This is a genomic window from Butyrivibrio sp. YAB3001, assembly GCF_900112195.1.
GTDB lineage: Bacteria > Bacillota > Clostridia > Lachnospirales > Lachnospiraceae > Butyrivibrio.
Genome location: NZ_FOKR01000017.1, coordinates 17,829 through 41,333 on the forward strand (window position 1 = coordinate 17,829; position 23,505 = coordinate 41,333).

Consider the following 23,505-nt stretch of genomic DNA (forward strand, 5'->3'; position numbering starts at 1 on the left):
TAATTAAAATTGCCAGAGAACGTGAGGATTTTCTCCGTTATCAGGAAGCAAGGGAAAAGAAGATTTCTGATTTAACGCAGGAAGTCAGTTCTCTTACCTCTGAAGTTGCAAAACTACATGAGTTATTAGAAAAGAATGGCATCAGTTACGAATCATCCGAAAACTAAATTATATAGTTAATTTTTATAAAACAAAGAGTCTGCTCCTTTATAGGAGCTTTCTTTTTGATCATATTACTCAACAGTTTTCATAAGTAATTTACGAGCCAGCATCCTCTTATAGTTATTTGCCCAATTACTTAATTCTTTGCATAGCAACTCGCCCTGATTGGCATATTTTAAAAGTTCCACTGTCGTAGTTTTCTTTTTCAATAATGCATGAATGACAGCATTTCTATAGTTCACTCACTCCATTACCTGCCCCATAAAATCATCAGCAAAATACCTTCCGATAATAGAACCCTTTTTCTCACTAAGTTTCATGATTTTATTTGCTTTTCTGGAAAAAGAAATAAACTCTTTCGCATTTTTATGAATGATCTGTTTTCCATCATAGGCTAGGATAGATTCTGCTCTATCTTCCATGATTGCATATTCTATAATAATCGCCTCAAGGTAAAAATAATAAGCAAATGCTTTTTTCAAACGGCCAAATTATGCTTTATAATTCTGTTGTTTTTCTTTAATGGTTATTGCCATGAACTTCTATCTCCAAAAAAAATATAAGTAATTCCAACGTTTTCATCTCATGTTAACTTCTTGTATACATATTTTTTAAATATTGTCTCTTTAAAAACCGCAAATATAACAGAAAAAGAAAGTGAAACTAATAAAACAATAATAGAAAGCGGCAACATACAATATAATCCATATTTTTTAAATATAGCTTCCAACAAGTAACCCATAGGACAATGAAATAAAAAAATGAAAACTGAACACTTGGTGCCAAATAAAACCAAGAATTTAGGAATCTTGATATTATATACTAGACCACACACTATTAGGCTTATTGATAATATTACAGAACCAAAATACAAAAAAGAATCTCCCCAAAAAGTCCGTTCTACGATAGTAAATATAATTCCCACTATTACCGCACATGCTGGCACACATTTCCAACCACAGTGTATTTCTTTAATACGTTGTTCTCTGATATAATAACCAATTAGAAAAAAGGGAATCCCTGTAAATAAAAAATTTGCAACCATCCAAAAATGCTCGCTGAATCTACTTGAAATAACGATATTACATAACAATAAAACAGGAACAATATAACGTATCTTATACAACAGTTTGTACTTATTTAATGCAATGAATATGCAAAACACATAAAGTAACATGAAAAGATAATACATAACTGAACTTAAAAAACGTGCCCTATTAAAAAACAAAAATAAAATAAATGTCTTAAAGCTTAGCGCATCTAGTAACCACTGATAAAAATGTTTATTTTCCAATAAATTACAGAAAGTATTAGAAATTGCACTACTTACCACCCCAAAAAAAATCAAGCAAAGAGTAGCTTTTATTCTTTTTTTGGAATAACTTATGTTTTCTAATACAGTCCCGCGATTAGCAAAGTAGCCTGATAATAATAAAAAAAATGGTACCGCAAATCTCGCAAGCGCAGTTAAATATTTCCCATACCAGCACTCAATTTTAAAATGACAAAAAATCACAAGTATACATGCAATACCTCTGATCAAATCAAAAAAATCATTTCTTTTCAATTATTCACCTCAATTATCAGCAACTTTACACTACGCCTTGTAATGATTAGTTTCATTATTACATTTAAATCTACCTTTCCTATACAGCCACTATACCTGATAAAAAAATTAATGTATCAGAAAGCTTCTATTTTTTGTTCTAAGCATTTTGTTATAAAATATCATCTAACTGATGATAATTCCCTTGGTCACAAGCTATCACTTCGCCTGAAATACACCCAGATATATCACTCATCAAAAAAACAGCCAGCTCCGCTATCTCTTCAGGCAAATAAATTCTTTTACCAATTGATTTTTTTCTATATAAATTGTCATTCTCCCCTACTCCCACCATATCAGATACCGTCACTCCGGGTACAATACCATTTACACGAATATCATAATCGATTCCTCTTCTTGCTAAGCCCTTAATCAAACTATTAATCGCCGCTTTTGTCAATCCATATGGCAAATCATCACCCATTTTCCCACGTTCAGATGAGATAAATAACAGATTTCCAGCATTCTTCATCGTGACTGTCACTTGCATTTTATCATTCAGGTACCACATACTTTATGAGCTGTCATCTCAAATACCTTCTTTATCACTCGGCATAAAATCTATGGCATATTGTAATCCTATCTTTCTCTTACATGTTATGATTCAATTTGGTTGCAAATCTTATCAACTAATAAGTCTATTTTTATAATCTTTTTGCAATATTCCAAAACAATAGATATAAGCAAAGAAATAGTAAATAGGATAATAACAATCAATGCAAAATGCTTAAACGAATATGTAAAATCGGCCATATAGCCGCCTCTTATAAATGAATGTATCAGAAAAATATTCATTGAATGTCTGCCAAAAAACTCTAGTATTTTATGTAATAAATATATTGGCATTATATACTCTACGCAAAACATAATGAAAAACACTGGTGCAATACAAAAATGAAATTCCCAGAATATATTCAGAGGAAGTCTTATATAAAACAATGCACAAATAAATAGTGCCAAAACCTCAACTATGCACTTTGTAGCCTTTTTTAGTACCCCCCCGAAAAAAACAATGTAGTGGCAAAAATGGAACCACTGATAAATACTGGAATAAAGGCATAAATGGAATTGCTTCCAGTAAATGAACCTGCATCCGTATGGGATAAAATAACTCTAAGAAAAAACATACTAAAAATTAAAATAATCCAAGTTTTATCCTTCAGCTCCTTATACAGCAATGGCACTAATAGTATATACACGACAGCTGCACTCATATACCACCATGTAACTAACAATGTATCTGTACCAAAAAGTTTAGCAAAACCTGCAAAATCCAAAAATACGCTTGCAATTCCAATCCAGATACCATGTCCAAAATACACTTTCAAAAAGCGGCTTCGAAAGATAATATTCACGAAAGCAAGTAAAATGTAAATAATCCAAAAACCAGAAAATGTTTTAATATATCTGCTCAAAGCCCATCTAGACGCTGTTGCCTTCTTTTTTTCATAGCTAATTATCAAACCATATCCAGAAATAAAAGCAAATAAAGCAACACATATCTTGCATATTACAGCTATGTTAACAATAATATTTTCCTTAAAAGGGAAGAACGAAATTGTATACTTTTCATAAAGCTCTGTTGAACTGAAGCAATGATGAAAAATCATCATAATTATTGCTATTCCTTTTAGAGCTTGAGCATCATCTTTTTTGAATGTATTTATCACAATCATCTCCCCCGATAATCCAGTACTATCGCTCTTTCCTGGACATTTTTAAGCTACATATGCATAAAGCCCATATGTTCATTTCACATATAATCTATATAACGCTTAGATTTCTTAACATAAAATCATAATTCAAAGCTGCTCTTCTCAGGCATTATGCAATTAAAACTGTGATGTAACTTCTTTTTTATCGCTTTATATTCTTCAATTGTACACTTTGTATCATTCAAGCATATGCGCTTATACTGATGATTTTCTATCGCCTTGAAAAGCATCTCGTCGTTCGTTAATGACATCATTTTGCCTTCTTTTAATACATTCCGCGGAATAAAATTTCCTTTTAGAAGATTCCATATTCTCATGACATATAAACATATATCCTTGTCACTTCGAAATTTCTGCATACACACAGAATCTAGCCTTTCCTCTTCTACATTCCATACTTCCTCATATGAACTTTTTAAATATGGCAAAGCATAATGTGGCGTTAGTATGCCAAAAAATTTTGGATATGGAATAATAAATTGCAAACAATTATAAAAAAGCAAGGCGCCATAATTGATATTTAGTATTTTTCCCATTAATCTATTTTTATATTCATTCCTACGAAAATGATTACCTAGTAAACAATAGTTATTAACTAATATATGTGCCATTGCTTCACTTCCACCACCACCACACATTATCGGGTATTCCATAAATGAATCGACAGGAACCCCTTTAATAAAAAAATCCTCTTTTTTCACATAATCGGTAAAATAAAAGTCATCATTTAGCACAATAAAATGCTCAGAAAGGCCTTTTATCCGATGATAGTTTAACTCAATAGTATTGCAATTAAATGTAGGTAGATATTTTGATGGTATATAATCTTTATGATCAACCAATACTAATTTAGGGTTCTCAAGATTAAGCCATTCAGGTCTTTGACCACAAGTAACAAAAAATACTTTATTTACCCAAGAAGCATACTTTTCTATACTACGAAAAACATATTTTAAACAATCCCAGTCCCTGTATCTAATATCATCAATACTTTTTTCTTCTTCTGACTGTTCCTTTTCGTATTGCTTTTTACTTTTTTTCCATACCGGATCATTACCATCAACCCAATCCAAAACTATATCTATGGGAAATAATTCTTCTTTCATACAACAACCTTATCCTCTTTAAATAAAATCAGTATTTCTATAATCTATTCGTTACAAGTGCAATTATAATCTTTTACAATAATCGCCCGTTCTTCTTTTTTAAACTCATAATTCCCCTAATATTATCCAACAATTTGTTTCGAAAGCAAAACCATAGTAATAACATAACAAACAATAATAAATACCTTAATACCAGACAATTATATGTAGAAAGCAGAACAAACCCACCAATCATAAAAGGTACAATTATACTTACAATCTTTTTGACATCATATGGATTATCTGTAGAGCAAATACTGCTTACATACTTTCTTCATAAATAAAAAATGTATCATACAGTATGTCATATAACATACTAACGTCGTATAACCAGCGGCAATATAACCATATTTTCTTATGAAAATGAAATTCAAAAGAACATTTAAAATTGCCCCTCCTACACTAGCTGCCATGATAAATCTTGTCTTCTCATAATAAAAAGCAAACTTAGCAAACAAATCATATAAAAACAAATAAAACACGCTCATTGCGACGGGAGGAATTACATAAATGGCTTCATAATAAGACTTAGGAGCAAAAATTGCCACTATCTCTGGTGCTAATGCAATAAGTAAAAGATTTACAATAGCAATTAACGTTAAAGCCACATACGCAATTGATGCGATGTCTTTTTCATTTTTCGTTTTTATTTTTTTATACATCCATGGACTTATTGTTTGCATAAGCGCATTGTTAAAGATTAACATAATCATAGAAAGAGAATAAGCAACCCCGTAAATACCAGCTTGACTATCGCCAATCATTCTTTGAATCATTATCCTATCAGATGAGTTAAGAACCGTTTGCGATAAATAATGAGGAATAAGCGGAATATTAAATCCAATAGCATAACTCCAATATTTTGTTATCTTGGAAGATACCATTCTTTTCTTCATACTGAAGAAAAACATCCATGAATAACCAATTATTTCTACTATAATTATGCATAAAATTCTTGCTGTCACCTTATCCTTCTTATAATCCATCCTAGAAAAGTGATCACCTAATAAACAATAATTATTTACAAAACAATGCCCCATTGCCCTACTAGCTCCACCACCACATGATATAGGGTATTCCATAAAGATATCTACCGGTAAAATATTTTTAAAAAAATCTTCCCTTTCTAAATAATTGGTAAAATACATATCATCGTTCATTACAATAAAATGATCAGACAACCCCTTAATTCTATAATAATTTAACTCAATAGTATTAGAATTAAATGTCGGAAGCTATTTTTGCGGTATATAGTCTTTATGATTTACCAATACCAATTTTGAACAATTAACATTCAGCCACTCTGGTACTTGACCGCAAGTAACAAAATATACTTTATTTACCCATGGAGCAAATTTTTCAATTCCTCTAAATAAGTATTTTAAGCAATACCAATCTCTAAATCTGATATTATCTATTTTCTTTTCTTCTATAGATTGATGATTTTCATATTTTTGTTTTCATTTTGCCAATTAATATCGCTACCATCAACCCAATCCACCACTATATCTATAGGATATAATTCTTCTTTCATGAAAAATCTTATTCCTTTCTAAAATAAGTATTACTAAAAACGCATACGTTCCAAATACAATCGTATACTATCAACCATAAACATCTTTTTATAAATCAATTAATGTTATAAATCTATATCATTCATAAACAATTCCAATGAATACACTAACCATTTCTGATCACCTGTCATTCCATCTTGACAATTAGGCAAAAACTCATTACGAGATGGTCCCTTCCATCTGCTTAACCATTCATTCATTGGTCTTGGCATTGGAGTCTTTGGAGGTATAATCCAATCAGGATATAACCTTGAAAATAATTCTCTTACTAAATATTTATTTTCTCCGCTCCTAATCCTCTTCAAATCTAATGGTTCTTTCATTTTTGTATATGCATATGGAGCTACAAGATCCATTCCCGCAGTCTTAGTTGCGTTAATATAAAAATTCAATGATGCATAATACTCAAACTCAGACAGAAATCTAGGGACATCGACCCAACCATCTACAGAATAATTCATATATGGCTCTGATATAAACTCAAAATCTTTTAATACATAATATGGTTTTACGAAACTCCATCTATCTGCAAACTCTCCTATTGTCCAATCTCGAGAAAGAAGATTACTATGCCCACCATATACACAATCAGCTGTTTCTCCAAATATTAACGTATCAAAACCATCCTTTTTTGCTTGAAGTGACGCTTTATATATTTGAATTTCAATTGAATGTGTTGGACAATTCTTAGCTCTCATAATTAAAGAAGCATATTTTTCAAAATCTTCCCAATATATATCTATAACTTTATGTTTCAACCCACACTCTTTAGCATATCGTGCAGCCATCTCCGTTTCGTCAGTCACTTTGCATCCAGGAACTATGCATCGAAATGTATATGCAGTAGCCCCCTCTGGCATAAACTTTGCCAATATAGCAGAATCTATTCCTCCACTCAACGCAATAGCCGCTTTTCTGTTTTCACATGTTTTTCTAACAACTTTTCTTAAATGTTCTTCAAGTTGGTAACTATCAGATATTAAGTTTCTCTCTATATCCCTTACTAATTTAGTTTTTGTCATACTATCACAGAAGCATTTCTCTTGATCAACAATGAATCTATACATAAGAAATGAGCTCATACAATACTTTAAATCTACTATCATCTTTAACCACCTTATCTTTAATACCAAGCACATTGGCAATTAAACATTTTTCTTAATACCTTTTCGTATACTAAGCATTCCCTTTATTGCTATAATTAACCTTTTTCTAAAAACAAAAATCATAATAATAAATACGGCCAGTATACAATAGCGAATAATGGAGTATTTGTATGTAAGAAGAAGAATGAATCCGCACAGTAAAAATGGAATCGCTATCATTAGTATTATTTTTGTTTCATATGGATATTTTCCAAAGCAACACAGTCTACAAACTCTCCTCATAAATAAATAATGAGCAAGAGCATATGTAATATAGCAAATTAGTGTTGTATATCCAGCTGCAATATATCCATATTTCCGAATAAAGAAATAATTCAATATAACATTCAACAAAGCCCCTAAAACACTGGCTGTCATAATAAACTTTGTCTTTTCATAATAAAATGCAAATTTTGCAAATAAATCATATGAGAACAGAAAAAAAACACTCATAGCTACCGGTGGAATAACATAAATTGCTTCATGATAGGATTTAGGTGCAAAAACAGCAATCACTTCTGGTGCCATAGCAATTAGTATAAGATTCACGACTGCTACAAAAAGTAATGATGCATATGCAATAGGAGCAATATCATTTTCCTTCCTATCCTTTATTTTTCTATATATCCATGGACTAATAGTCTGCATTAATGCAGTATTAAACAATGTCATTATTAATGATACAGAATATGCCAATCCATAAATACCTGATTGACTATCCCCTACCATTTTTTGAATCATTATGCGATCCGACGAATTTAATACAGTTTGAGACAAATAATGTGGTACAAGCGGTAAATTAAATCCTAATGCATAAATCCAATATTTCTTCGAATAAATACCCTTTCCTTTACGGATTAATGATAGAAACATCCAAGAAAATCCAATTAGTTCAACCGACACTAATCCAATTATTCTTGCCGTCACCTTATCTTTACACAATGATACCAGGATTATCCCTAGTATAGGCTTAATGCAGGATACAATAATTGTAATGATTACTAAATTTCTGTATGCATATTTTATTCGCTGTTCATTAGCCCAAAAGTGAAAAACCGATGACGACCATACCTTTACCAACATCGCCACTATCTGTATCGTCGTTAATGATAAAAAAACATCAATATAATCATGAAGCAAAAAATAAATACCCATCCACAATGATACTGAAAGTGTCATCAATCCAAGTAATGAAGATGAAAACAGATCTTTGTCTTTATCAAATTTAACTAATCCCTGCGTATGAACTCCTGAAGATAATGATAATCCTACTACAATAGCCACTATCCCCTGCCAAGAATTCCAAACTCCAAATCTCCCATATTCATCAGTACTCAGCAATCTAGTAAAAATTGGCATTGTTATTACTGAAATACCTTTTTGCAAAAAAGAACATACTAAAAACCAAAATGATGCTCTAACTTGAACTGGTAAACTCTTATATTTTTTCAATATTCCTATACTTTTTTTATATCCAAATGAATCACTTAATATCACTCAAATTATCCTTTCTCACAGCTTGAAGTGCCTGGGAGATTTTCGTACTAGAAACACCCTTTGTATATGGGAAATAAACTATTTGAATTCCTTCCTTAGAAAAATCAATTTCATACTGCTTCCATTTTTCTGTACCATACCAATCATCACCAACAAATAAATATGATGCCCCTAATTTTTTACATGCTTCAAGTTTATCCATATTATATTGTGGAACGGCAGCATCAACATATTTACATGAACGAACAATTTCAAGCCTATCTTCAAATGGAATCATTGCATTTTTTCCCTTGTATTGCACAAGTTCATCAACTGTAACCCCCACTATTAATTTGTCACACATTCCTTTAGCATTTTTTAGCAGATTCAAATGCCCCACATGAAACAAATCGTAAACACCTGTTGTATATCCAATTATCATAAATTTTCACCTCTTCTTTTCCTATCAGCGTAATAGCCAAAAGCATTGCACAAATCTAATAAATAAACGTTATGAAGTGTCTTTTGCTGTTCTTTCGGTGGTAGTTTCATATAATTTCCAAAATCCTGTTTTAGATATTGATCATAGCCAATCGGAACCGCTATTGTTGTATTTTCAAATGGTACTTCCACCACAGAATCGAACATTTCTTTTGCATATACTTTCCTGTTTATTGACGCTTTGTATCTCCAAGTAAATAAAGCCCTATCAGAATTTTCACCATCAAATTGCCTTAAACACTTTTCTATTTTGTTAGAATAATAATCAGGTTTATGGGTTATCTGAATTAATGCAAAAATGCAATGCTTTAGCTTACTTGACATAGATAATGATTTACGAAATGGCTTTCTATTTACATTATTCATATGAGATAACTTTTTAACTTTTTTAATAACAAAATCAACTTTATCTGCAGGAATGGCATCAACCGGCATAACATCAATAAACACACCCGAATATCGACTTGGGAAATCAACAAAATGCTGCTCTATATACGTTGTTCTGGAATCATGAATCTTCATATATAAGCCGTTATATATTTTGCAGTTATCACCATCAAGTTTTTGTAAGTAATCAGGTAACTCTTTATAATACTCTTTTCTGAATTTCTCATAATCTTCCCTAGGCATTGCAATGTCTATGTCATCATCCCAAGGAATGAAGCCCTGATGTCGGACAGCTCCAATACATGTGCCTCCTATAGCAAAATAAGTTAATCCATGCCTTTCTAATACTTTCTTTACCTCGATGAAAATTTCTAATTCTTTCTTTTGAAGTTCATTCATAAGTGCATACCCTCTCAATAAATTGAACGATATAACTCAAAATATTGTTTTAACATAGTATCTTCATCAAATCTTTCCCTATCATATTTAAGAAAGGTATTCCTTACTGATAATTCTCTAAAAGACAACGTTTCAATAATACTCAATAATTCTTTTTCATCATCCAAAGAAAATACCCAACCATTTTTAGAATTGACTATTTCACTATTTCCTCCGCTATTACTTGCAATTGCCGGTGTTCCACATGATAAACTTTCCAACAGAGCACAAGAATAATTTTCAGCTGCGCTAGGCAAAATAAATACATCGCACTCCGCATATATTTGTGCCATAATTTTTTCATCAGTAATATACCCATGTTCTACAACTTTATACTCTGTAGAAAGCATATCTGGCACGTCACCACCATAAATATGTAAAACAAACTTATTCTTTTCACGAACTTTATTCAAAACTCTAATCAGAAAACTAATATTCTTATATTTACTGTCATTTTTATTTGCACCAAATAGTATGGATATAGGACGATCATTCGAAAAATCTTTTGAAACATATTTAAAAATAGATAAACTAACACCATTACTTATCAGCACACGTTTTTGTGAACTCAAAAAACTCTCTTCCAGTAAATCAAATAACCATCTTGAAGGCGTAACATATGTTACACTTTCTCCATAAGCACTCTCTTTATTCCTAAATAATCGTTTGGTATTACGAAATAACACCGATGGGTATAAATCCTTTTGTGCACATTTGAAACATTTTTCGTATTTCCATTTATCACATTTCAAAGAATAACCACAATGTGCTGTAATTGGCCACATATCATGTAAAGTCCAAACCACTTTACAGTACTTTTGAAAATATTTCATATCAGAATACCCAATATAATTTCCATGAATATTGTGAAAATGAATTATGTCTATATGATATTTTTTAATTAGTGCTTTAACCTTATAACGTGTATAAAAATCTATTCTTCTCGCGTTATCAGTAACAACAGAATATACGTAATTGATACCTCGTACCAAACCATTGTGTGAATAAACATGATATACTTCACCAGAAGTCTCTTTTCCTTCCAAAAAGTATGTATTGCAGCCGTACTCTTTTTCCTTCTTGTACAATACCCTGGATATTTTTTCAGCACCACCGCCAACATATCTGGTATTTACATACAAAACATTCATATTGACCACCTATATAACAATCACAAAATATTCACTTCATGCTAATATTGCCACACTACATATCTATCATTTTCATATACAATACTGTGATTCTTTATATCTTTCATATTTTCATCATTATTAAGCGATATCACTAGTTTTCCTCTATCATCATCCGAAAACTCTTCTATCGTATCCTTTAAATATATCCTAGAGAACATATTGTTATACTGTAATAAACCACTACCATACTTAAAACCGTTATATACAATAAATTCGTCAACATCATTTAAAACTTTTTGTATGTCATATGTTTGTTCTACATAATTTCGTTGTTTTTCATACAATTCCATAGATTCTTTATTTGCTATGGAAACAGATATAATTACTACAATTGAAAATGTTATTATCTCAATTTGCTTAGAAAATTTGCTTATATTTTTGGAAATAAAAATCAACCAAAATACTAATGAAATGCAAAGTAACCCCACCTGAGTATGGTACAATGTAGCTTCCCACGGTGAAGTCTCAAAATATTGGGAAATAACACCTGGACAAGCATTTCTAAAAGCAAATAATTTCTTAACTTTATGATCATGTAATACATTAAATGTCGACAAACCTCCAATAATAAAAATCACCATTATAAAAATATATGCTCTTAATATTTTTTGAGTGTTTTTCTCAGTTAAAAGATACATCACCCCCAACATCAACATTGGTGCAAATAAATATGAACAATATCTCCCATAATGCATAAACTCAACACGTTTATAAACTGTTTTATTTGCAAATTGATATGTAGGTAAACAAATTCCGCCAATTGTAGTTGTAAAAATATAAAACAACCCGCCCCATTTATCTGGATTAAATAGTTTTATTCTCTTACGATTTTTCCATATATATGCAAATCCCCAAAAGAAAAGCCCACAATCTATAGCTCCGATATAATAAATCATTCCTCCAATGTTCTGAAGTGCTATAATCTCTTTGGATATATTAAGCAATATTCCTTTAATCAAAAACTCTAATGTGTACCCTCGGTCTGACAGTAAGTTTCCCATTTTCTTACCACTTTCGACAGCAGCATACATGGTCCCTTTATATATTGAAAGCGGAAGTTTATATGCAAGATAATAAAAAATCACTGAAGCCAAGCACGTAACGACAATTTTTGTTATCTCAATAAAGTTTATTTCTTTCCTAATAATACAAATCAATACTGCATAGGCAGATAGGAACACTGCCATTACAAGTAATAAAATACACCTTTGATGAACTGAAAAAGCATATATAGAAATAGCATTAATCAAGAAAACCTTGTACCATTTTCTTTCATTAAACCAACTTAAAGTCAGAGCTGAAAACGCCCAAAATACGAACCTTAATAAGCTTTCTGCAAAGAAAAAATAAACATAGAACAAATCAGTAACAGAGATAACACTCACAAAAGCAACTATTATTTTTTTATAGTCTTCAACATCTGGAAAAATGATAGATATACAATAATACGATAAAAATAAACAGCTAGCATGCATAATTGCTTGAAAACATAAAGCAACTTGTGTTAGTACACTGGAATTATGTCCAAATAAATTAACAAGAGGAGCAAGCAAGTAACCATATCCAAATCCATAAAAACCATTTTCTGAAACTACCTCTTTCCAGTTAAGATTCAAAATCCATGCTGCCCCTTGCCATACGCCAAATTCATCATTTTGATTCCAAATGGTCCGAACATCACGCACATGTAATGTTTCTAATAAAATAATCAAAACAAAGCTAATCAATAATGAAGTTTTTTGATCTATCCTAATTTGTTTTTTTAACACTAGAATCCCCTTTAATGCGTTTCCATATATACATGTAATCTGATATCATCGGATTTATAGATACAATTTTTGTTTTAATGCTATTAACATATCTATTGTGTTTCTTAGAATCTCTATTATATTTATGATTGATATCATCTATTTCCTCGTAAAGCGCAGAAAAATTCCTAGATGACACCCCTTCTCGATCAAATGTCGAAACAATAATATTTATCAGCTCTAAATGATACCCATCTTCAAATAGCTTAAGCAAAAGGTCTCTATCAGCAGCAACTCTATATTTTGTATTGAACCTAATTTCTTTCATGAGTTTTGTCCTAACTAAAACAGATTGATGACAAAACCTAATACTATCCTTATTAATTAGAGGTTTCTCTATAAACTCTCCACCATTACTCAAAATTGAATTCGTAGCTCCAATCATAGCATCTGCTGTGTTTTGGAACTTTATGCTGGCTAAGAGTTGCATCACATTCTTATCATATAAAGTATCACCAGCATTCAAGAAAAGAACATAATTGCTATCGCTACAAAAATCCAATCCCTGATTCATTGCATCGTAAATTCCACTATCTTTTTTTATAAAATGCTTAAATTCGATTTCCTTATCAGCAAATGCTTTTTCGTATTCCTTTAACATCTCATTTGTTCCATCTGTCGATTCACCATCTTTAACAACATACTCAAAACTAGCATGCTGTTGATTCAAAACAGAATCCATAGTTTTTTTTAAGCCTTCTTTATCATTTAAGCAAATAGTAATTATTGTAATATAATTCATCAAACAACCCACATCTCTATAAACATTTAGTTCCATGATATCTGTATTATTAAATAGCCTTTTTGAATTGAACATTCTTAAGAACTCTACATATTCTAACTGTAAATGAAACAGAAATCATCGATAAAGTGCTTAACACCCTAACCACCTTTGAAATATTATGATTCCTAAACACTTTAGTTTTATTCCGTTTTATAAAGTCCAAGTATTCCTGAGCATAGCTACTGCTATCTTTATAATTCTTAATTTGAGAAAGTAAATCGTATGATAATACAAAAATTCTACTATCAATTGCATCACGTATAATCACACTAGCTTCTTCTCTCTTATGAAGTAAATCTAAAAAATGCTTATGTGCTACTTCATAATCCAAATTATGTGTAATGCTGCTTACTACATCTAAATGGTAATAAAGGATTTTATTCACATATACTATCGTTTTTGCTCGTTCCAATACTTTACAGTTAAAATCTAAATCTTCTCCAAGTTTCAATTCATGTGAAAACCTAATATCACCAATAATGTCCTTACTAAAAAGTTTCAAATAAGGATATGGCATAACCAAGCGCTTATAAAACATTTTCTCTATGCTTTCTTCACCGCTCATAGTCAAGCAATCACTATCATTTAATTCACTTATATGTTTCGCGTACTCGGAATGAGAAAACTTATCTCTATCAAATTTCTCATAATTGCACATTACAATATCAGCATTTCTTTTCTCTGCCACTGAATATAGCAAAGACAAATACTCAGGATGCACAAAATCATCTGCATCAACAAAGGTAATATATTTCCCAATTGCTTTTTCTAATCCTGCATTTCTGGCAGATGATGGTCCCTGATTCATTTGAGAAAAATATTTTATTCTTGAATCAGAAAATGCCAAAACTTTGCTCTCTGTCCTATCCACAGATCCATCATTAATTACAATTAATTCCCATTTTGTAAACTTCTGAGCAGTAACCGCTTCAATCGCATCACCAATAGTATCTTGAGCATTATACGCAGGCATAATGACACTTATCTCAACATTATTCAGTTCATTTGCACTATTCATAGCTTGAACCATATAACAGACTCATACGAAATATAATTGCTCGACATGTTCAACTAGTCTTTCCCATGAAAAACAGGCCTTTTGTTCAACTATTCCAGCAGCACATTTCGTTGAATAATCTCCTTTATAAAAATCAATGACAGCTTTTGCAAAAGCCATAGAATCCTGCGCAGATACCAACAGCCCAGTCTCTCCATCTGTAACCACATCCGGCAAGCCACCAACATTTGTCGCAATAACCGGTTTATCAAAGCCGTACGCAATCTGGACTATTCCGCTTTGTGTAGCACTAACATATGGAAGAACAACTACGTCACAAGCTGCAAAGAATTTCTCAACATCCTTGTCGGGGATGTAGCCGTCATAGATATCAATCACATCTGAAACATCTCCATCTTTGATAAGCCCAAGATACTCGTCCTTGTCATCTCCGAAGTCGCCAACTACCAGCAATCTGCAATCCGAGAGATTTTTCTTTACTTCCGGCATAGCTTTTATGAGGTAATCCAGACCCTTGTACTTTCTAACAAAGCCAAAGAACAGAAGGATCTTTTCATCAGACTTTATACCAAGAAGTTGCCGAGCAGCTTCTTTTGACATATCCTGCATCTTGAACGCATTGTATGTAGGATGAACCGCTCTCTTATACTTGGCATTAGGGATAATTGTCTTTAAATCTTCTTCATCCTGAGTGGATTGAACGATATAATAATCACCATTCTTCAAAGTTTTCTCTGTAAGCCATTTGTCCAATGGAAAACGCTCATGCGGAAACACGTTATGGCAAATGAACATAACTTTTGCTTTGATGTGCTTTGTCATAATCTGATAGCAAGGTGCAAAATATGGATGCCACCATTGAATGATCACCAGATCTGGTTTAAGCTCATTTATCCTCTTTGCAGAACTGATCCAATTTAAAGGGCTTGCAGTATGTATAAAAAATTGTGTATTATTAATCTTGAAAGCATCATTCGAATAATCCCTCTGCTCTTTTTTGTAGAGCACTTTGGGATACTGAAAAGAATACGAAACCATTGTTACGTCGTATTTCTTAGATAATGCCCTGTACATAAGTCCCGTATAATGTGATATTCCTCCCTTGTACGGATATACTGGACCAATCAGTACAATTCTTTTTAAATCGTTCATTTCAACCCCTAATCCTTCTTCATGCATAAATACTGACTATGCTTTGCATGAAAAAGCCGTTCCAAAATGTTTACTTTTTGGAACAGCCGAAAACCCGCATGAATACTGCATTCAATTTTAAAAAAAATGAAAAAAGACAGAACTACATTTTGATATCTGTAGTTCTGTCTCACTTTTTGGGTGGATATGCTTTTTAAATCAGATTTCTCCAGCCTGCTTTGCCTTGTTATAGAAAGTGGTCTTGGACATGTTGCACTTATTGGCTGCTTCTGCTATTGTGCACTCATTGTTTCTAAGAAGAGTACAAACCACCTTGAAATTGCTGGGAAGCGCGGTTTTGGGTCTACCGAAGCGGACACCTCTTTTCTTGGCGGCAACTATTCCTTCTTTTTGCCTACGCTTAATATTGTTTCTTTCTGTCTCGGCGACAAAGGATAAGATTTGTAACACCAGGTCGCTAATAAATGTACCAAGGAGATTTTTGGCAACTCGTGTGTCAAGAAGCGGCATATCAAGCACCACTACGTCAGCTTTGATGGTCTTGGTAATGTACTTCCACTGATCGATAATCTCCGTATAATTTCGTCCAAGTCTGTCGATGCTCTTGATAAAAAGGACATCAGATTCTCTAAGCTTTTTTATCAGCTCATTGTACTTGGGACGATCAAAGTCTTTGCCGGATTGCTTGTCTACATAGATGTTTTTTGGCTTTACGCCAGCTTTCAGAAATGCGTCAATCTGACGGTTTTCATTCTGATCACGGGAACTTACTCTTGCATATGCTAGTTTTCTTTGTCTCATTTTGTAACCTCCATGAGAATAAACAGATTAGTAAGTTACAAGTAATATTTCGACATACTTTTGCAAAAGTTTTTAAAATATACTATTGAATTATTTTGATATTTTGAGTAGAATACAAAAAGAGTTTGTTCCAAAAAGTAAACATTTTGGAACAAACTCTTTTTATGATAGACAGTGCATCCTAGCACTTTTCATTTATTTTTGAGATATTTCTTGAGTTTATTTCTGACTCTCTGCATAGCATTATCAGTAGACTTTTCATCTCTGGAAAGAACTGCAGATATCTGTTTGATACTCATTCCTGTGATATAAAGATCGAGAACCTGCGTTTCCATAGGACTTAGCTCGCGCTCAATGGCTTCCTCGAGAGCGTTTAGATTTTCCTGGTCTATGATATGCTGTTCCGGGATAAGGCTTGAATCAGATTCCAGAATATCCTCAAGGGCAACATCGGAGCCCTCATCTTCGCCTTCTCTTTTTGCATAGATGGAGATATAGCTGTTTAGAGGGGTATGTTTCTTGCGGGCGAGAGCTTTTACCGCAGAGTACATCTGACGGGAAATGCACAGGTCAGCAAATGTGGCAAAGCTTGCATCTCTTCCGTAGTCATAATCACGGATTGCTTTAAAAAGACCTATCATTCCTTCCTGAATGAGATCGTCTCTATCAGCACCGAGGATAAACATTGAAGCGGCTTTCTTCTTTACAAGGTGCTTGTATTTATTCATGATATAGTCAACGGCATCTTTTTCCTCGTTATCATGAATCGAGAGGATCAGTTCTTCATCCGATTTGTCTCTGTACTTATTCTCGTTCAAATGAAATCCTCTCCTCTCTCATAAACGACATATTCTATTGATTATCTTTATAATAAACTGTAAATATATCTAACCAATATTCAAATATATAACCATTACTACCACAGCATCTTACAACAGTCTCTGTCTCACGATCTCGTAAGCAAGAACACCGCAAGCTACAGAAGCATTAAGGGAATCGATGTCTCCCTTCATAGGGATTGAAGCTATCATGTCACATTTTTCTTTTACAAGGCGTCCTACTCCGCTTCCCTCATTACCGATAACAAGGCCGATTGGCCCCTTAAGATTAAGGTCATACATAGTTGTTCCGCCCATATCTGCGCAGACAAACCAAAGTCCTTTTTCCTTGAGTTCTTCAATAGTAGCAGCGATATTTGTAACCTTGGCAACAGGAGTATAATTGATTGCTCCTGCAGAAGCCTTGGCAACAGTAGCTGTAAGTGATGCAGCCCTGTGTTTAGGGATAATAACACCATGAGCGCCTGCCAGATTAGCAGTACGGATGATAGCACCTAAATTGTGTGGATCTTCGATATTGTCAAGGACTATAACAAATGGCTCTTCGCCCTTTTCACTTGCTCTGTCAAGAATATCCTCAACTTCCACATACTCATAAGAAGCAGCATAGGCAAGAACGCCCTGATGCTTGCCAGTTTCTGAGAGCTGATCAAGTCTTTCTTTTTTCACAAAGCTGATAACGGTATCCTTATGTTTCTTGGCTTCACGCAAAATTGTCTGAACCGGTCCGTCTTTGCAGCCATCAAGTACAAAGAGTCTGTCGATTGTCTTCCCTGAACGAAAGGCCTCCAAAACTGCGTTTCTTCCCTCTATTATCCTGCTTTCAAAATTCTCTTCCATTTCATTACCTCTAAAAATCGTAAAACAATTCATACTATCCAAACCACATATGAATTGATAATATTTATACAATAAATACCTTATTCTTTACTACAACATGAACTCAATTGCAGCTAAATTACCTATCATTTCCATCAGATGGTCACTTCAATATATCCAGTTCCAATCTTTCAATTCCCTTTGCCACAAGTTCACAGGCTCTGTCCATGTTGTCTGTAAGATAAAGAAATCCTATCACTGCTTCAAAGCCTGTAGCCTCAAGGTAGTCCATCGTTGTGGCATTCTTAGCCTTGGTGTGTGGCTTGGAATTGCGACCTCTTCTATAATAATCAGCCTCTTCCTCAGTCAGATCATCCATGAGAACTTTGACAAAAGCAGCCTGAGTCTGTGCCTTAACCACCTGACTGGCTCTTTTATGAAGATTGTTGACAGCCGTGTTTCCTTTATTGACAAGTATTGAACGGATAATCACATCAAATATCGCATCGCCTATATACGCCAGCGTAAGTGGTGAATAGGTCCTGATATCTTTTCCCTCAATACCAAATCTGTCATTTAGATAATCATTTAAACCAGCTGCCATTTTACTCCCTCGCGAGTATCCTTGATCTCAACGCCTTTTGCAAGAAGTTCAGCACGAATAGCATCAGCTGTAGCAAAGTCTTTGGCCTTCTTTGCTGCTGTTCTGCGCTCAATGGCATCAAGAATATATGCCTCAAGTTCTGAATCTATCTCAGTTCCTTCTGAAAGGCTCTTTGCATGATTTATAAGGTCAAGAGAAAGAACCTTATCAAAGCTGTCAATAAGAGCAAGTTTGGTTGCATCGTTAGTATCAGCTTTAAGAGCATCATAAAGAACTGTGATAGCCATTGAAGTGTTCAGATCACCGCATACTGCATCTCTGAACTTGTCCTCAAACTGAGCCTTAACTGCCTCATCAACTGCTCCATCCTCTTTAAGCTCAGAAACTCTCTTCACAAGCTTATTGAATACAAGCGCTGCATTATCAAGAGCATCAAAAGAAAACTCCAAAGGCTTTCTATAATGTGACTGGAGGCAGAAGAATCTGTATACAAGCGGATCATAGCCTTTTTCCTTAAGAACAGAAACTGTAAGGACTGCTCCCTTGGATTTACTCATCTTGCCGGCTCTGTCATTTAAGTGATTGCTATGGAACCAGAATTTACACCACTCATGTCCAAGATAGCTTTCTGACTGAGCAATCTCATTAGTATGATGAGGGAAAATATTGTCGACACCGCCGCAGTGGATATCGATATATTCGCCAAGATGCTTCATGGAAATGCATGAACACTCAATGTGCCAGCCGGGATAACCAACTCCCCAAGGGCTGTCCCACTTAAGAGCCTGATCCTCAAACTTGGACTTTGTAAACCAAAGTACGAAGTCGGTCTTATTCTTTTTATTAACATCTTCCTCAACGTCGTCGCGTACGCCTACCTGAAGCTGCTCTTTTTCCACATCTGATGAAAAGACATAGTAATCCTTGAGCTTGCTGGTGTCAAAATATACGTTTCCGCCTGCGACATAGGCAAAGCCTTTTCCCAAAAGAACTTCAACCATGTTGATAAACTCAGGAATGCAGTTTGTAGCAGGTTCCACAATATCAGGACGCTTATTGCCTACAGCATCAAAATCTGTAAAGAAAGCATCTGTATAGAACTTTGCAATTTCCATAACTGTCTTGTGTTCTCTCTTTGCGCCTGCCAGCATCTTATCTTCACCGGTGTCAGCATCTGAAGAAAGATGTCCAACATCTGTGATATTCATTACTCTCTTTACGTCGTATCCCGCATATTCAAGGGATTTGATAAGAACATCCTGCATGATATATGTTCTGATATTTCCAATATGAGCAAAATGATAAACTGTAGGGCCGCAGGTATACATTGAAACCTTGCCCTCTTCTCTTGGTCTGAACTCTTCGACCTTTCTTGATAAAGTATTATAAAAAGTAAACTCGTGTGCCATGTTATCTCCTGTATTAATTCTCAAAAAGAGTTATTGTATTATTCTTATATTGTTTTTCAGCCCTTACACTTAGGGCAGCCTCCGCAGCCGTTTCCTTCGCTGTCATAAACTGATCTGCTTGCTTCAAAAAGACTCTCTATCATACAGATTGCCTGCGATGATATTCCTTCACCTGTACCGGTAAAACCAAGTCCTTCCTCAGTTGTAGCTTTAACGCTTACCTGAGATATATCTATTCCAAGTGTATCAGCAATATTCTTTCTCATGTTATCGATATGAGGTCTCATCTTAGGCGCCTGGGCGATTATCGTGGCATCGATATTTCCAACAAGATACCCGTTTTCTTCCAGGATTTCTCCAACTCTTTTTAAAAGAACCAGTGAATCAGCGCCCTTATACTCAGGATCAGTATCAGGGAAATGCTTTCCAATATCTCCCAGTGCTGCTGCTCCAAGAAGCGCATCCATTATAGCATGTAAAAGAACATCTGCATCAGAATGTCCCAAAAGACCTTTTTCATAAGGAATCTTCACACCGCCCATAATGAGGTCTCTTCCCTCAACAAGCCGGTGCACATCATATCCCATTCCAACTCTCATGTCAATTTCCTTCCCAAAAAACAAGTTATTAAATTACAACAGCAGCTCAACCAGAAATGCTGCTCCGCAGGCACAGCCTGCAACGGTCAAAAGGCTCTTTTTATTAAAAGCAAGAATAAGCGCAACCGCAAATCCTGCAATAGATGAAGCTACATAATCTGTAGCCTTAAGTATAGCCGGAAAAGTCATGGCTGCCAGTGTTGCATAAGGTACATAATAAAGAAAAGATCTGATAAACTTACTCTTTATCTCTTTTCTTATAAGTGTCAGCGGCAAAGCCCTGATAAGATATGTAACTACAGCCATAAGGAGAATATATAAATAAACTTTACTCATTCCTTTCCTCCTTTATGGGCGCAAGAATCGCGGCAACAGCTGCAACCGCTATTGTAACAATTATTATTCTAAATCCTGATGATATTAGCTTTAAAAATGGCGCGTAAGTAAACACACAGCTCATCACCATTGCGCAGATAACAACAAGCGCCACTGCCTTGCTGCTCCTTGTTTCAGGAATTATTATCGCTATAAACATACCATAAATTGCAAGTCCAAGACAACTTATCAGTCTCTGGGGAAGTAATTGTCCCGCCACGGCGCCAAGGACTGTGCCAAGCACCCAGCCAAAGACCGAAGTAAAGATAAGTCCATAGGAAAACATAGGATAAAGTTTTCCTTTTTTTAGAACGCTTACGCCAAAAATCTCATCTGTAACACCATATGAGATACCCAGTCTGTGCCCTGTGCTTACGCTAGAATCAAGTTTTTGTGAAAGTGCGCAGGACATAAGCATATATCTAAGATTAATTATAAACTGTAAAACCGCAAGTTCTATAAAGCTGCCATTTCTGGCAATTATCTCAAGCGCTGAAAACTGACCGGCGCTTGTGACATTAAGAAGCGATGTCATAGCCGCCTGGAAAGGTGTCATTCCTACCTTGGCGCTCTCGATTCCAAATGCAAAAGAAACTGCAATGTAACCAAGGCATATGGGAATCGCGTTTTGGCATCCCTCTTTAAAATCCTGTAAGCTTCCGCTGCTCATTCCTGACTCTTCCTCTGAAACTCCAACATCCATCAGCCATTCACTCCCAATTTTCTTGCCATGTTACTGTTCACTCACTTCACCGCAGATACTACCGTTTCCTTCACACTCTCGATATCATCTGCAAAAAGACTTCCCTGCACCATGTTCGCAGAACCGCCGCCCTTTGCTCCAAACTTTTCCCTTAAAACATTTACAACCTGCTTAAGGTCTTTATTAAGGCTTCCTGACCCCAGTATAAATCTGTAGCCATCAGCCTTATTTCCACATAAAACGCCGCAAACTCCTGCATGCTCAGCACAAAGAGAATTCACCAGCTTGCGCATGGAATTATTGTCGATTCCATCTTTTACAAGTATCACATTTTCAAGAGATGAATCTATTTCTTTAAGCTCATATTCTATCAATGCTTCGTTAAGGCTTGCAAGTTTGCCCTTGATATCGGCATTCTCTTGAAGCACCTTATTTATTGCTGCCTCAACCTTGTCTGAAGAAGTTGTAAACTTCCCGGAAAGGTCACTTACAATTCTCTGCTGCTCATTTAAGAATTCTAAAGCTCTTTTACCGCAAAGGATATTGACTCTCACGCCACCTTTGTAGTTCTGAAGGCCTACCACTTTAAGAAGACCGATCTCACCAGTTTTTTCAACGTGTGGCGCGCAGCAGGCGCATACATCGTAGCCATCTATTGTAACAAGCCTTATCCTGCCTGTCAGTTCCTTCTTACTTCTGTAATCGATATTCTCAAGTTCTTTTTCACTGGGAAAATCAGCAGATACACGGATATTCTCCCAAATTGCCTGATTCACCCTCATCTCGATATCAGAAATCTGCTCCCTGGTCAGAGCCTTGTCATAATCCATTGTAACTTCCGAATCACTCAGGTGAAATCCAACATTGTTGGCCCCATACATGCTATTTACAATTCCGGAAAAGATATGTTCTCCGGTATGCTGCTGCATGTTGCCAAATCTCCGCTCCCAGTCGATCACGCCATGGACCTTGGTTCCCACAGGAATCTCAATATCAGAACAGTGCTTTATATCTGCACCAATGCTAACATGGGAAACCTGCGCCTTAGTCTCATCCGCTCCATAGACAAGAACGCCTATATCGCTCCCCTGTCCGCCCTGTTCCGGAAAAAAAGCTGTCTCATCAAGAACTATCTCGTATCCGGCATCAGTTTTCTCGCAACTTAAAACTTTCGCGTCAAATTCCTTAATGTACGCGCTATCATAATATAACTCTTTCGTCATACCTTCATCCTCAAAAAATCAATCACTGC

General features: G+C 34.6%; 24 protein-coding genes and 1 pseudogene. All 25 read right to left on the reverse strand.

The window, feature by feature from the left end; genetic code table 11:
* Window positions 1-404: 404 nt before the first annotated feature.
* The 25 genes and pseudogenes from BM086_RS15595 to BM086_RS15715 all read right to left on the reverse strand — a co-directional run bounded on the left by BM086_RS15595 (window position 405) and on the right by BM086_RS15715 (window position 23,476).
* Window positions 405-644: a hypothetical protein gene (locus tag BM086_RS15595; RefSeq protein ID WP_092328885.1), complete on the reverse strand. Its 240-nt coding sequence runs from the start codon at window positions 642-644 to the stop codon at window positions 405-407.
* Between the two features lie 101 nt (window positions 645-745).
* A complete protein-coding gene (locus BM086_RS15600; protein ID WP_092328889.1) occupies window positions 746-1,729 on the reverse strand; it encodes an acyltransferase family protein in 984 nt (327 codons plus the stop codon).
* A 151-nt stretch (window positions 1,730-1,880) separates the two neighbouring features.
* Window positions 1,881-2,240, reverse strand: a complete 360-nt coding sequence (locus tag BM086_RS15605; RefSeq protein ID WP_207650997.1) for an SDR family oxidoreductase — start codon at window positions 2,238-2,240, stop codon at window positions 1,881-1,883.
* A 517-nt stretch (window positions 2,241-2,757) separates the two neighbouring features.
* Window positions 2,758-3,438: an acyltransferase family protein gene (locus tag BM086_RS15610; protein ID WP_175560318.1), complete on the reverse strand. Its 681-nt coding sequence runs from the start codon at window positions 3,436-3,438 to the stop codon at window positions 2,758-2,760.
* A gap of 125 nt (window positions 3,439-3,563) precedes the next feature.
* A complete protein-coding gene (locus BM086_RS15615) occupies window positions 3,564-4,589 on the reverse strand; it encodes a stealth family protein (protein ID WP_092328902.1) in 1,026 nt (341 codons plus the stop codon).
* 278 nt (window positions 4,590-4,867) lie between these two features.
* Window positions 4,868-5,788, reverse strand: a complete 921-nt coding sequence (locus BM086_RS15620; RefSeq protein ID WP_442857345.1) for a lipopolysaccharide biosynthesis protein — start codon at window positions 5,786-5,788, stop codon at window positions 4,868-4,870.
* Window positions 5,789-5,791: 3 nt separating this feature from the next.
* A pseudogene (locus BM086_RS21475) lies at window positions 5,792-6,061 on the reverse strand (capsular biosynthesis protein); the annotation flags it as partial.
* A gap of 206 nt (window positions 6,062-6,267) precedes the next feature.
* Complete coding sequence (locus tag BM086_RS15630) at window positions 6,268-7,308, reverse strand: asparagine synthase C-terminal domain-containing protein (protein ID WP_092328911.1); 1,041 nt, start codon at window positions 7,306-7,308, stop codon at window positions 6,268-6,270.
* Window positions 7,309-7,347: 39 nt separating this feature from the next.
* A complete protein-coding gene (locus tag BM086_RS15635; protein WP_242952238.1) occupies window positions 7,348-8,844 on the reverse strand; it encodes a lipopolysaccharide biosynthesis protein in 1,497 nt (498 codons plus the stop codon).
* Window positions 8,831-9,265: an adenylyltransferase/cytidyltransferase family protein gene (locus BM086_RS15640; protein WP_092328916.1), complete on the reverse strand. Its 435-nt coding sequence runs from the start codon at window positions 9,263-9,265 to the stop codon at window positions 8,831-8,833. Before BM086_RS15640 ends, BM086_RS15635 begins: the two co-directional genes overlap by 14 nt.
* Window positions 9,262-10,110: a LicD family protein gene (locus tag BM086_RS15645; protein WP_092328921.1), complete on the reverse strand. Its 849-nt coding sequence runs from the start codon at window positions 10,108-10,110 to the stop codon at window positions 9,262-9,264. The genes BM086_RS15640 and BM086_RS15645 overlap by 4 nt, the downstream gene beginning before the upstream one ends.
* A 14-nt stretch (window positions 10,111-10,124) precedes the next feature.
* Complete coding sequence (locus BM086_RS15650; protein WP_092328926.1) at window positions 10,125-11,300, reverse strand: glycosyltransferase; 1,176 nt, start codon at window positions 11,298-11,300, stop codon at window positions 10,125-10,127.
* Between the two features lie 41 nt (window positions 11,301-11,341).
* The gene (locus BM086_RS15655) at window positions 11,342-13,111 is read right to left on the reverse strand and encodes a hypothetical protein (protein ID WP_092328931.1); all 1,770 of its coding nucleotides are present in this window, start codon (window positions 13,109-13,111) and stop codon (window positions 11,342-11,344) included.
* Window positions 13,092-13,967 carry a glycosyltransferase gene (locus BM086_RS15660; RefSeq protein WP_092328935.1) on the reverse strand — a complete coding sequence of 292 codons (876 nt, stop codon included), beginning with the start codon at window positions 13,965-13,967 and terminating at the stop codon, window positions 13,092-13,094. The genes BM086_RS15655 and BM086_RS15660 overlap by 20 nt, the downstream gene beginning before the upstream one ends.
* Entirely contained in the window at window positions 13,942-14,964 is a 1,023-nt protein-coding gene (locus BM086_RS15665; RefSeq protein ID WP_092328938.1) for a glycosyltransferase family 2 protein, read from the reverse strand. The genes BM086_RS15660 and BM086_RS15665 overlap by 26 nt, the downstream gene beginning before the upstream one ends.
* 9 nt (window positions 14,965-14,973) lie before the next feature.
* Entirely contained in the window at window positions 14,974-16,104 is a 1,131-nt protein-coding gene (locus tag BM086_RS15670; RefSeq protein WP_092328942.1) for a glycosyltransferase family 4 protein, read from the reverse strand.
* A 198-nt stretch (window positions 16,105-16,302) separates the two neighbouring features.
* The gene (locus BM086_RS15675) at window positions 16,303-16,905 is read right to left on the reverse strand and encodes a recombinase family protein (RefSeq protein WP_092328947.1); all 603 of its coding nucleotides are present in this window, start codon (window positions 16,903-16,905) and stop codon (window positions 16,303-16,305) included.
* Between the two features lie 191 nt (window positions 16,906-17,096).
* A complete protein-coding gene (gene sigH / locus BM086_RS15680; protein WP_092328951.1) occupies window positions 17,097-17,723 on the reverse strand; it encodes an RNA polymerase sporulation sigma factor SigH in 627 nt (208 codons plus the stop codon).
* Between the two features lie 111 nt (window positions 17,724-17,834).
* Window positions 17,835-18,584 (reverse strand): 23S rRNA (guanosine(2251)-2'-O)-methyltransferase RlmB, encoded by a 750-nt coding sequence (gene rlmB / locus BM086_RS15685; RefSeq protein ID WP_092328955.1) that lies wholly within the window; start codon window positions 18,582-18,584, stop codon window positions 17,835-17,837.
* A 142-nt stretch (window positions 18,585-18,726) separates the two neighbouring features.
* A complete protein-coding gene (locus BM086_RS15690) occupies window positions 18,727-19,167 on the reverse strand; it encodes a Mini-ribonuclease 3 (protein WP_092328960.1) in 441 nt (146 codons plus the stop codon).
* Window positions 19,152-20,576: a cysteine--tRNA ligase gene (gene cysS / locus BM086_RS15695; protein WP_092328965.1), complete on the reverse strand. Its 1,425-nt coding sequence runs from the start codon at window positions 20,574-20,576 to the stop codon at window positions 19,152-19,154. The genes BM086_RS15690 and cysS overlap by 16 nt, the downstream gene beginning before the upstream one ends.
* 56 nt (window positions 20,577-20,632) lie before the next feature.
* Window positions 20,633-21,175, reverse strand: coding sequence for a 2-C-methyl-D-erythritol 2,4-cyclodiphosphate synthase (ispF, locus tag BM086_RS15700; RefSeq protein WP_092328970.1), 543 nt, complete (start codon window positions 21,173-21,175; stop codon window positions 20,633-20,635).
* A gap of 33 nt (window positions 21,176-21,208) precedes the next feature.
* Window positions 21,209-21,511 carry an AzlD domain-containing protein gene (locus BM086_RS15705; RefSeq protein WP_092328975.1) on the reverse strand — a complete coding sequence of 101 codons (303 nt, stop codon included), beginning with the start codon at window positions 21,509-21,511 and terminating at the stop codon, window positions 21,209-21,211.
* Window positions 21,504-22,253 carry an AzlC family ABC transporter permease gene (locus BM086_RS15710; RefSeq protein WP_330391616.1) on the reverse strand — a complete coding sequence of 250 codons (750 nt, stop codon included), beginning with the start codon at window positions 22,251-22,253 and terminating at the stop codon, window positions 21,504-21,506. The genes BM086_RS15705 and BM086_RS15710 overlap by 8 nt, the downstream gene beginning before the upstream one ends.
* A gap of 41 nt (window positions 22,254-22,294) precedes the next feature.
* Window positions 22,295-23,476, reverse strand: coding sequence for an alanyl-tRNA editing protein (locus tag BM086_RS15715; protein WP_092328980.1), 1,182 nt, complete (start codon window positions 23,474-23,476; stop codon window positions 22,295-22,297).
* Window positions 23,477-23,505 lie beyond the last annotated feature (29 nt).

What these genes read in the sequence shown, in the direction of transcription:
- BM086_RS15605 (WP_207650997.1), bottom strand. Translation starts at nt 2,240, where the DNA reads ATGAAGAATGCTGGAAATCTGTTATTTATCTCATCTGAACGTGGGAAA.
- BM086_RS15615 (WP_092328902.1), bottom strand. Translation starts at nt 4,589, where the DNA reads ATGAAAGAAGAATTATTTCCCATAGATATAGTTTTGGATTGGGTTGAT.
- BM086_RS15620 (WP_442857345.1), bottom strand. Translation starts at nt 5,788, where the DNA reads ATGAACGATGATATGTATTTTACCAATTATTTAGAAAGGGAAGATTTT.
- BM086_RS15630 (WP_092328911.1), bottom strand. Translation starts at nt 7,308, where the DNA reads ATGATAGTAGATTTAAAGTATTGTATGAGCTCATTTCTTATGTATAGA.
- BM086_RS15640 (WP_092328916.1), bottom strand. Translation starts at nt 9,265, where the DNA reads ATGATAATTGGATATACAACAGGTGTTTACGATTTGTTTCATGTGGGG.
- BM086_RS15645 (WP_092328921.1), bottom strand. Translation starts at nt 10,110, where the DNA reads ATGAATGAACTTCAAAAGAAAGAATTAGAAATTTTCATCGAGGTAAAG.
- BM086_RS15650 (WP_092328926.1), bottom strand. Translation starts at nt 11,300, where the DNA reads ATGAATGTTTTGTATGTAAATACCAGATATGTTGGCGGTGGTGCTGAA.
- BM086_RS15660 (WP_092328935.1), bottom strand. Translation starts at nt 13,967, where the DNA reads ATGTTCAATTCAAAAAGGCTATTTAATAATACAGATATCATGGAACTA.
- BM086_RS15665 (WP_092328938.1), bottom strand. Translation starts at nt 14,964, where the DNA reads ATGGTTCAAGCTATGAATAGTGCAAATGAACTGAATAATGTTGAGATA.
- BM086_RS15670 (WP_092328942.1), bottom strand. Translation starts at nt 16,104, where the DNA reads ATGAACGATTTAAAAAGAATTGTACTGATTGGTCCAGTATATCCGTAC.
- BM086_RS15675 (WP_092328947.1), bottom strand. Translation starts at nt 16,905, where the DNA reads ATGAGACAAAGAAAACTAGCATATGCAAGAGTAAGTTCCCGTGATCAG.
- rlmB (WP_092328955.1), bottom strand. Translation starts at nt 18,584, where the DNA reads ATGGAAGAGAATTTTGAAAGCAGGATAATAGAGGGAAGAAACGCAGTT.
- BM086_RS15690 (WP_092328960.1), bottom strand. Translation starts at nt 19,167, where the DNA reads ATGGCAGCTGGTTTAAATGATTATCTAAATGACAGATTTGGTATTGAG.
- cysS (WP_092328965.1), bottom strand. Translation starts at nt 20,576, where the DNA reads ATGGCACACGAGTTTACTTTTTATAATACTTTATCAAGAAAGGTCGAA.
- ispF (WP_092328970.1), bottom strand. Translation starts at nt 21,175, where the DNA reads ATGAGAGTTGGAATGGGATATGATGTGCACCGGCTTGTTGAGGGAAGA.
- BM086_RS15705 (WP_092328975.1), bottom strand. Translation starts at nt 21,511, where the DNA reads ATGAGTAAAGTTTATTTATATATTCTCCTTATGGCTGTAGTTACATAT.
- BM086_RS15710 (WP_330391616.1), bottom strand. Translation starts at nt 22,253, where the DNA reads ATGGATGTTGGAGTTTCAGAGGAAGAGTCAGGAATGAGCAGCGGAAGC.
- BM086_RS15715 (WP_092328980.1), bottom strand. Translation starts at nt 23,476, where the DNA reads ATGACGAAAGAGTTATATTATGATAGCGCGTACATTAAGGAATTTGAC.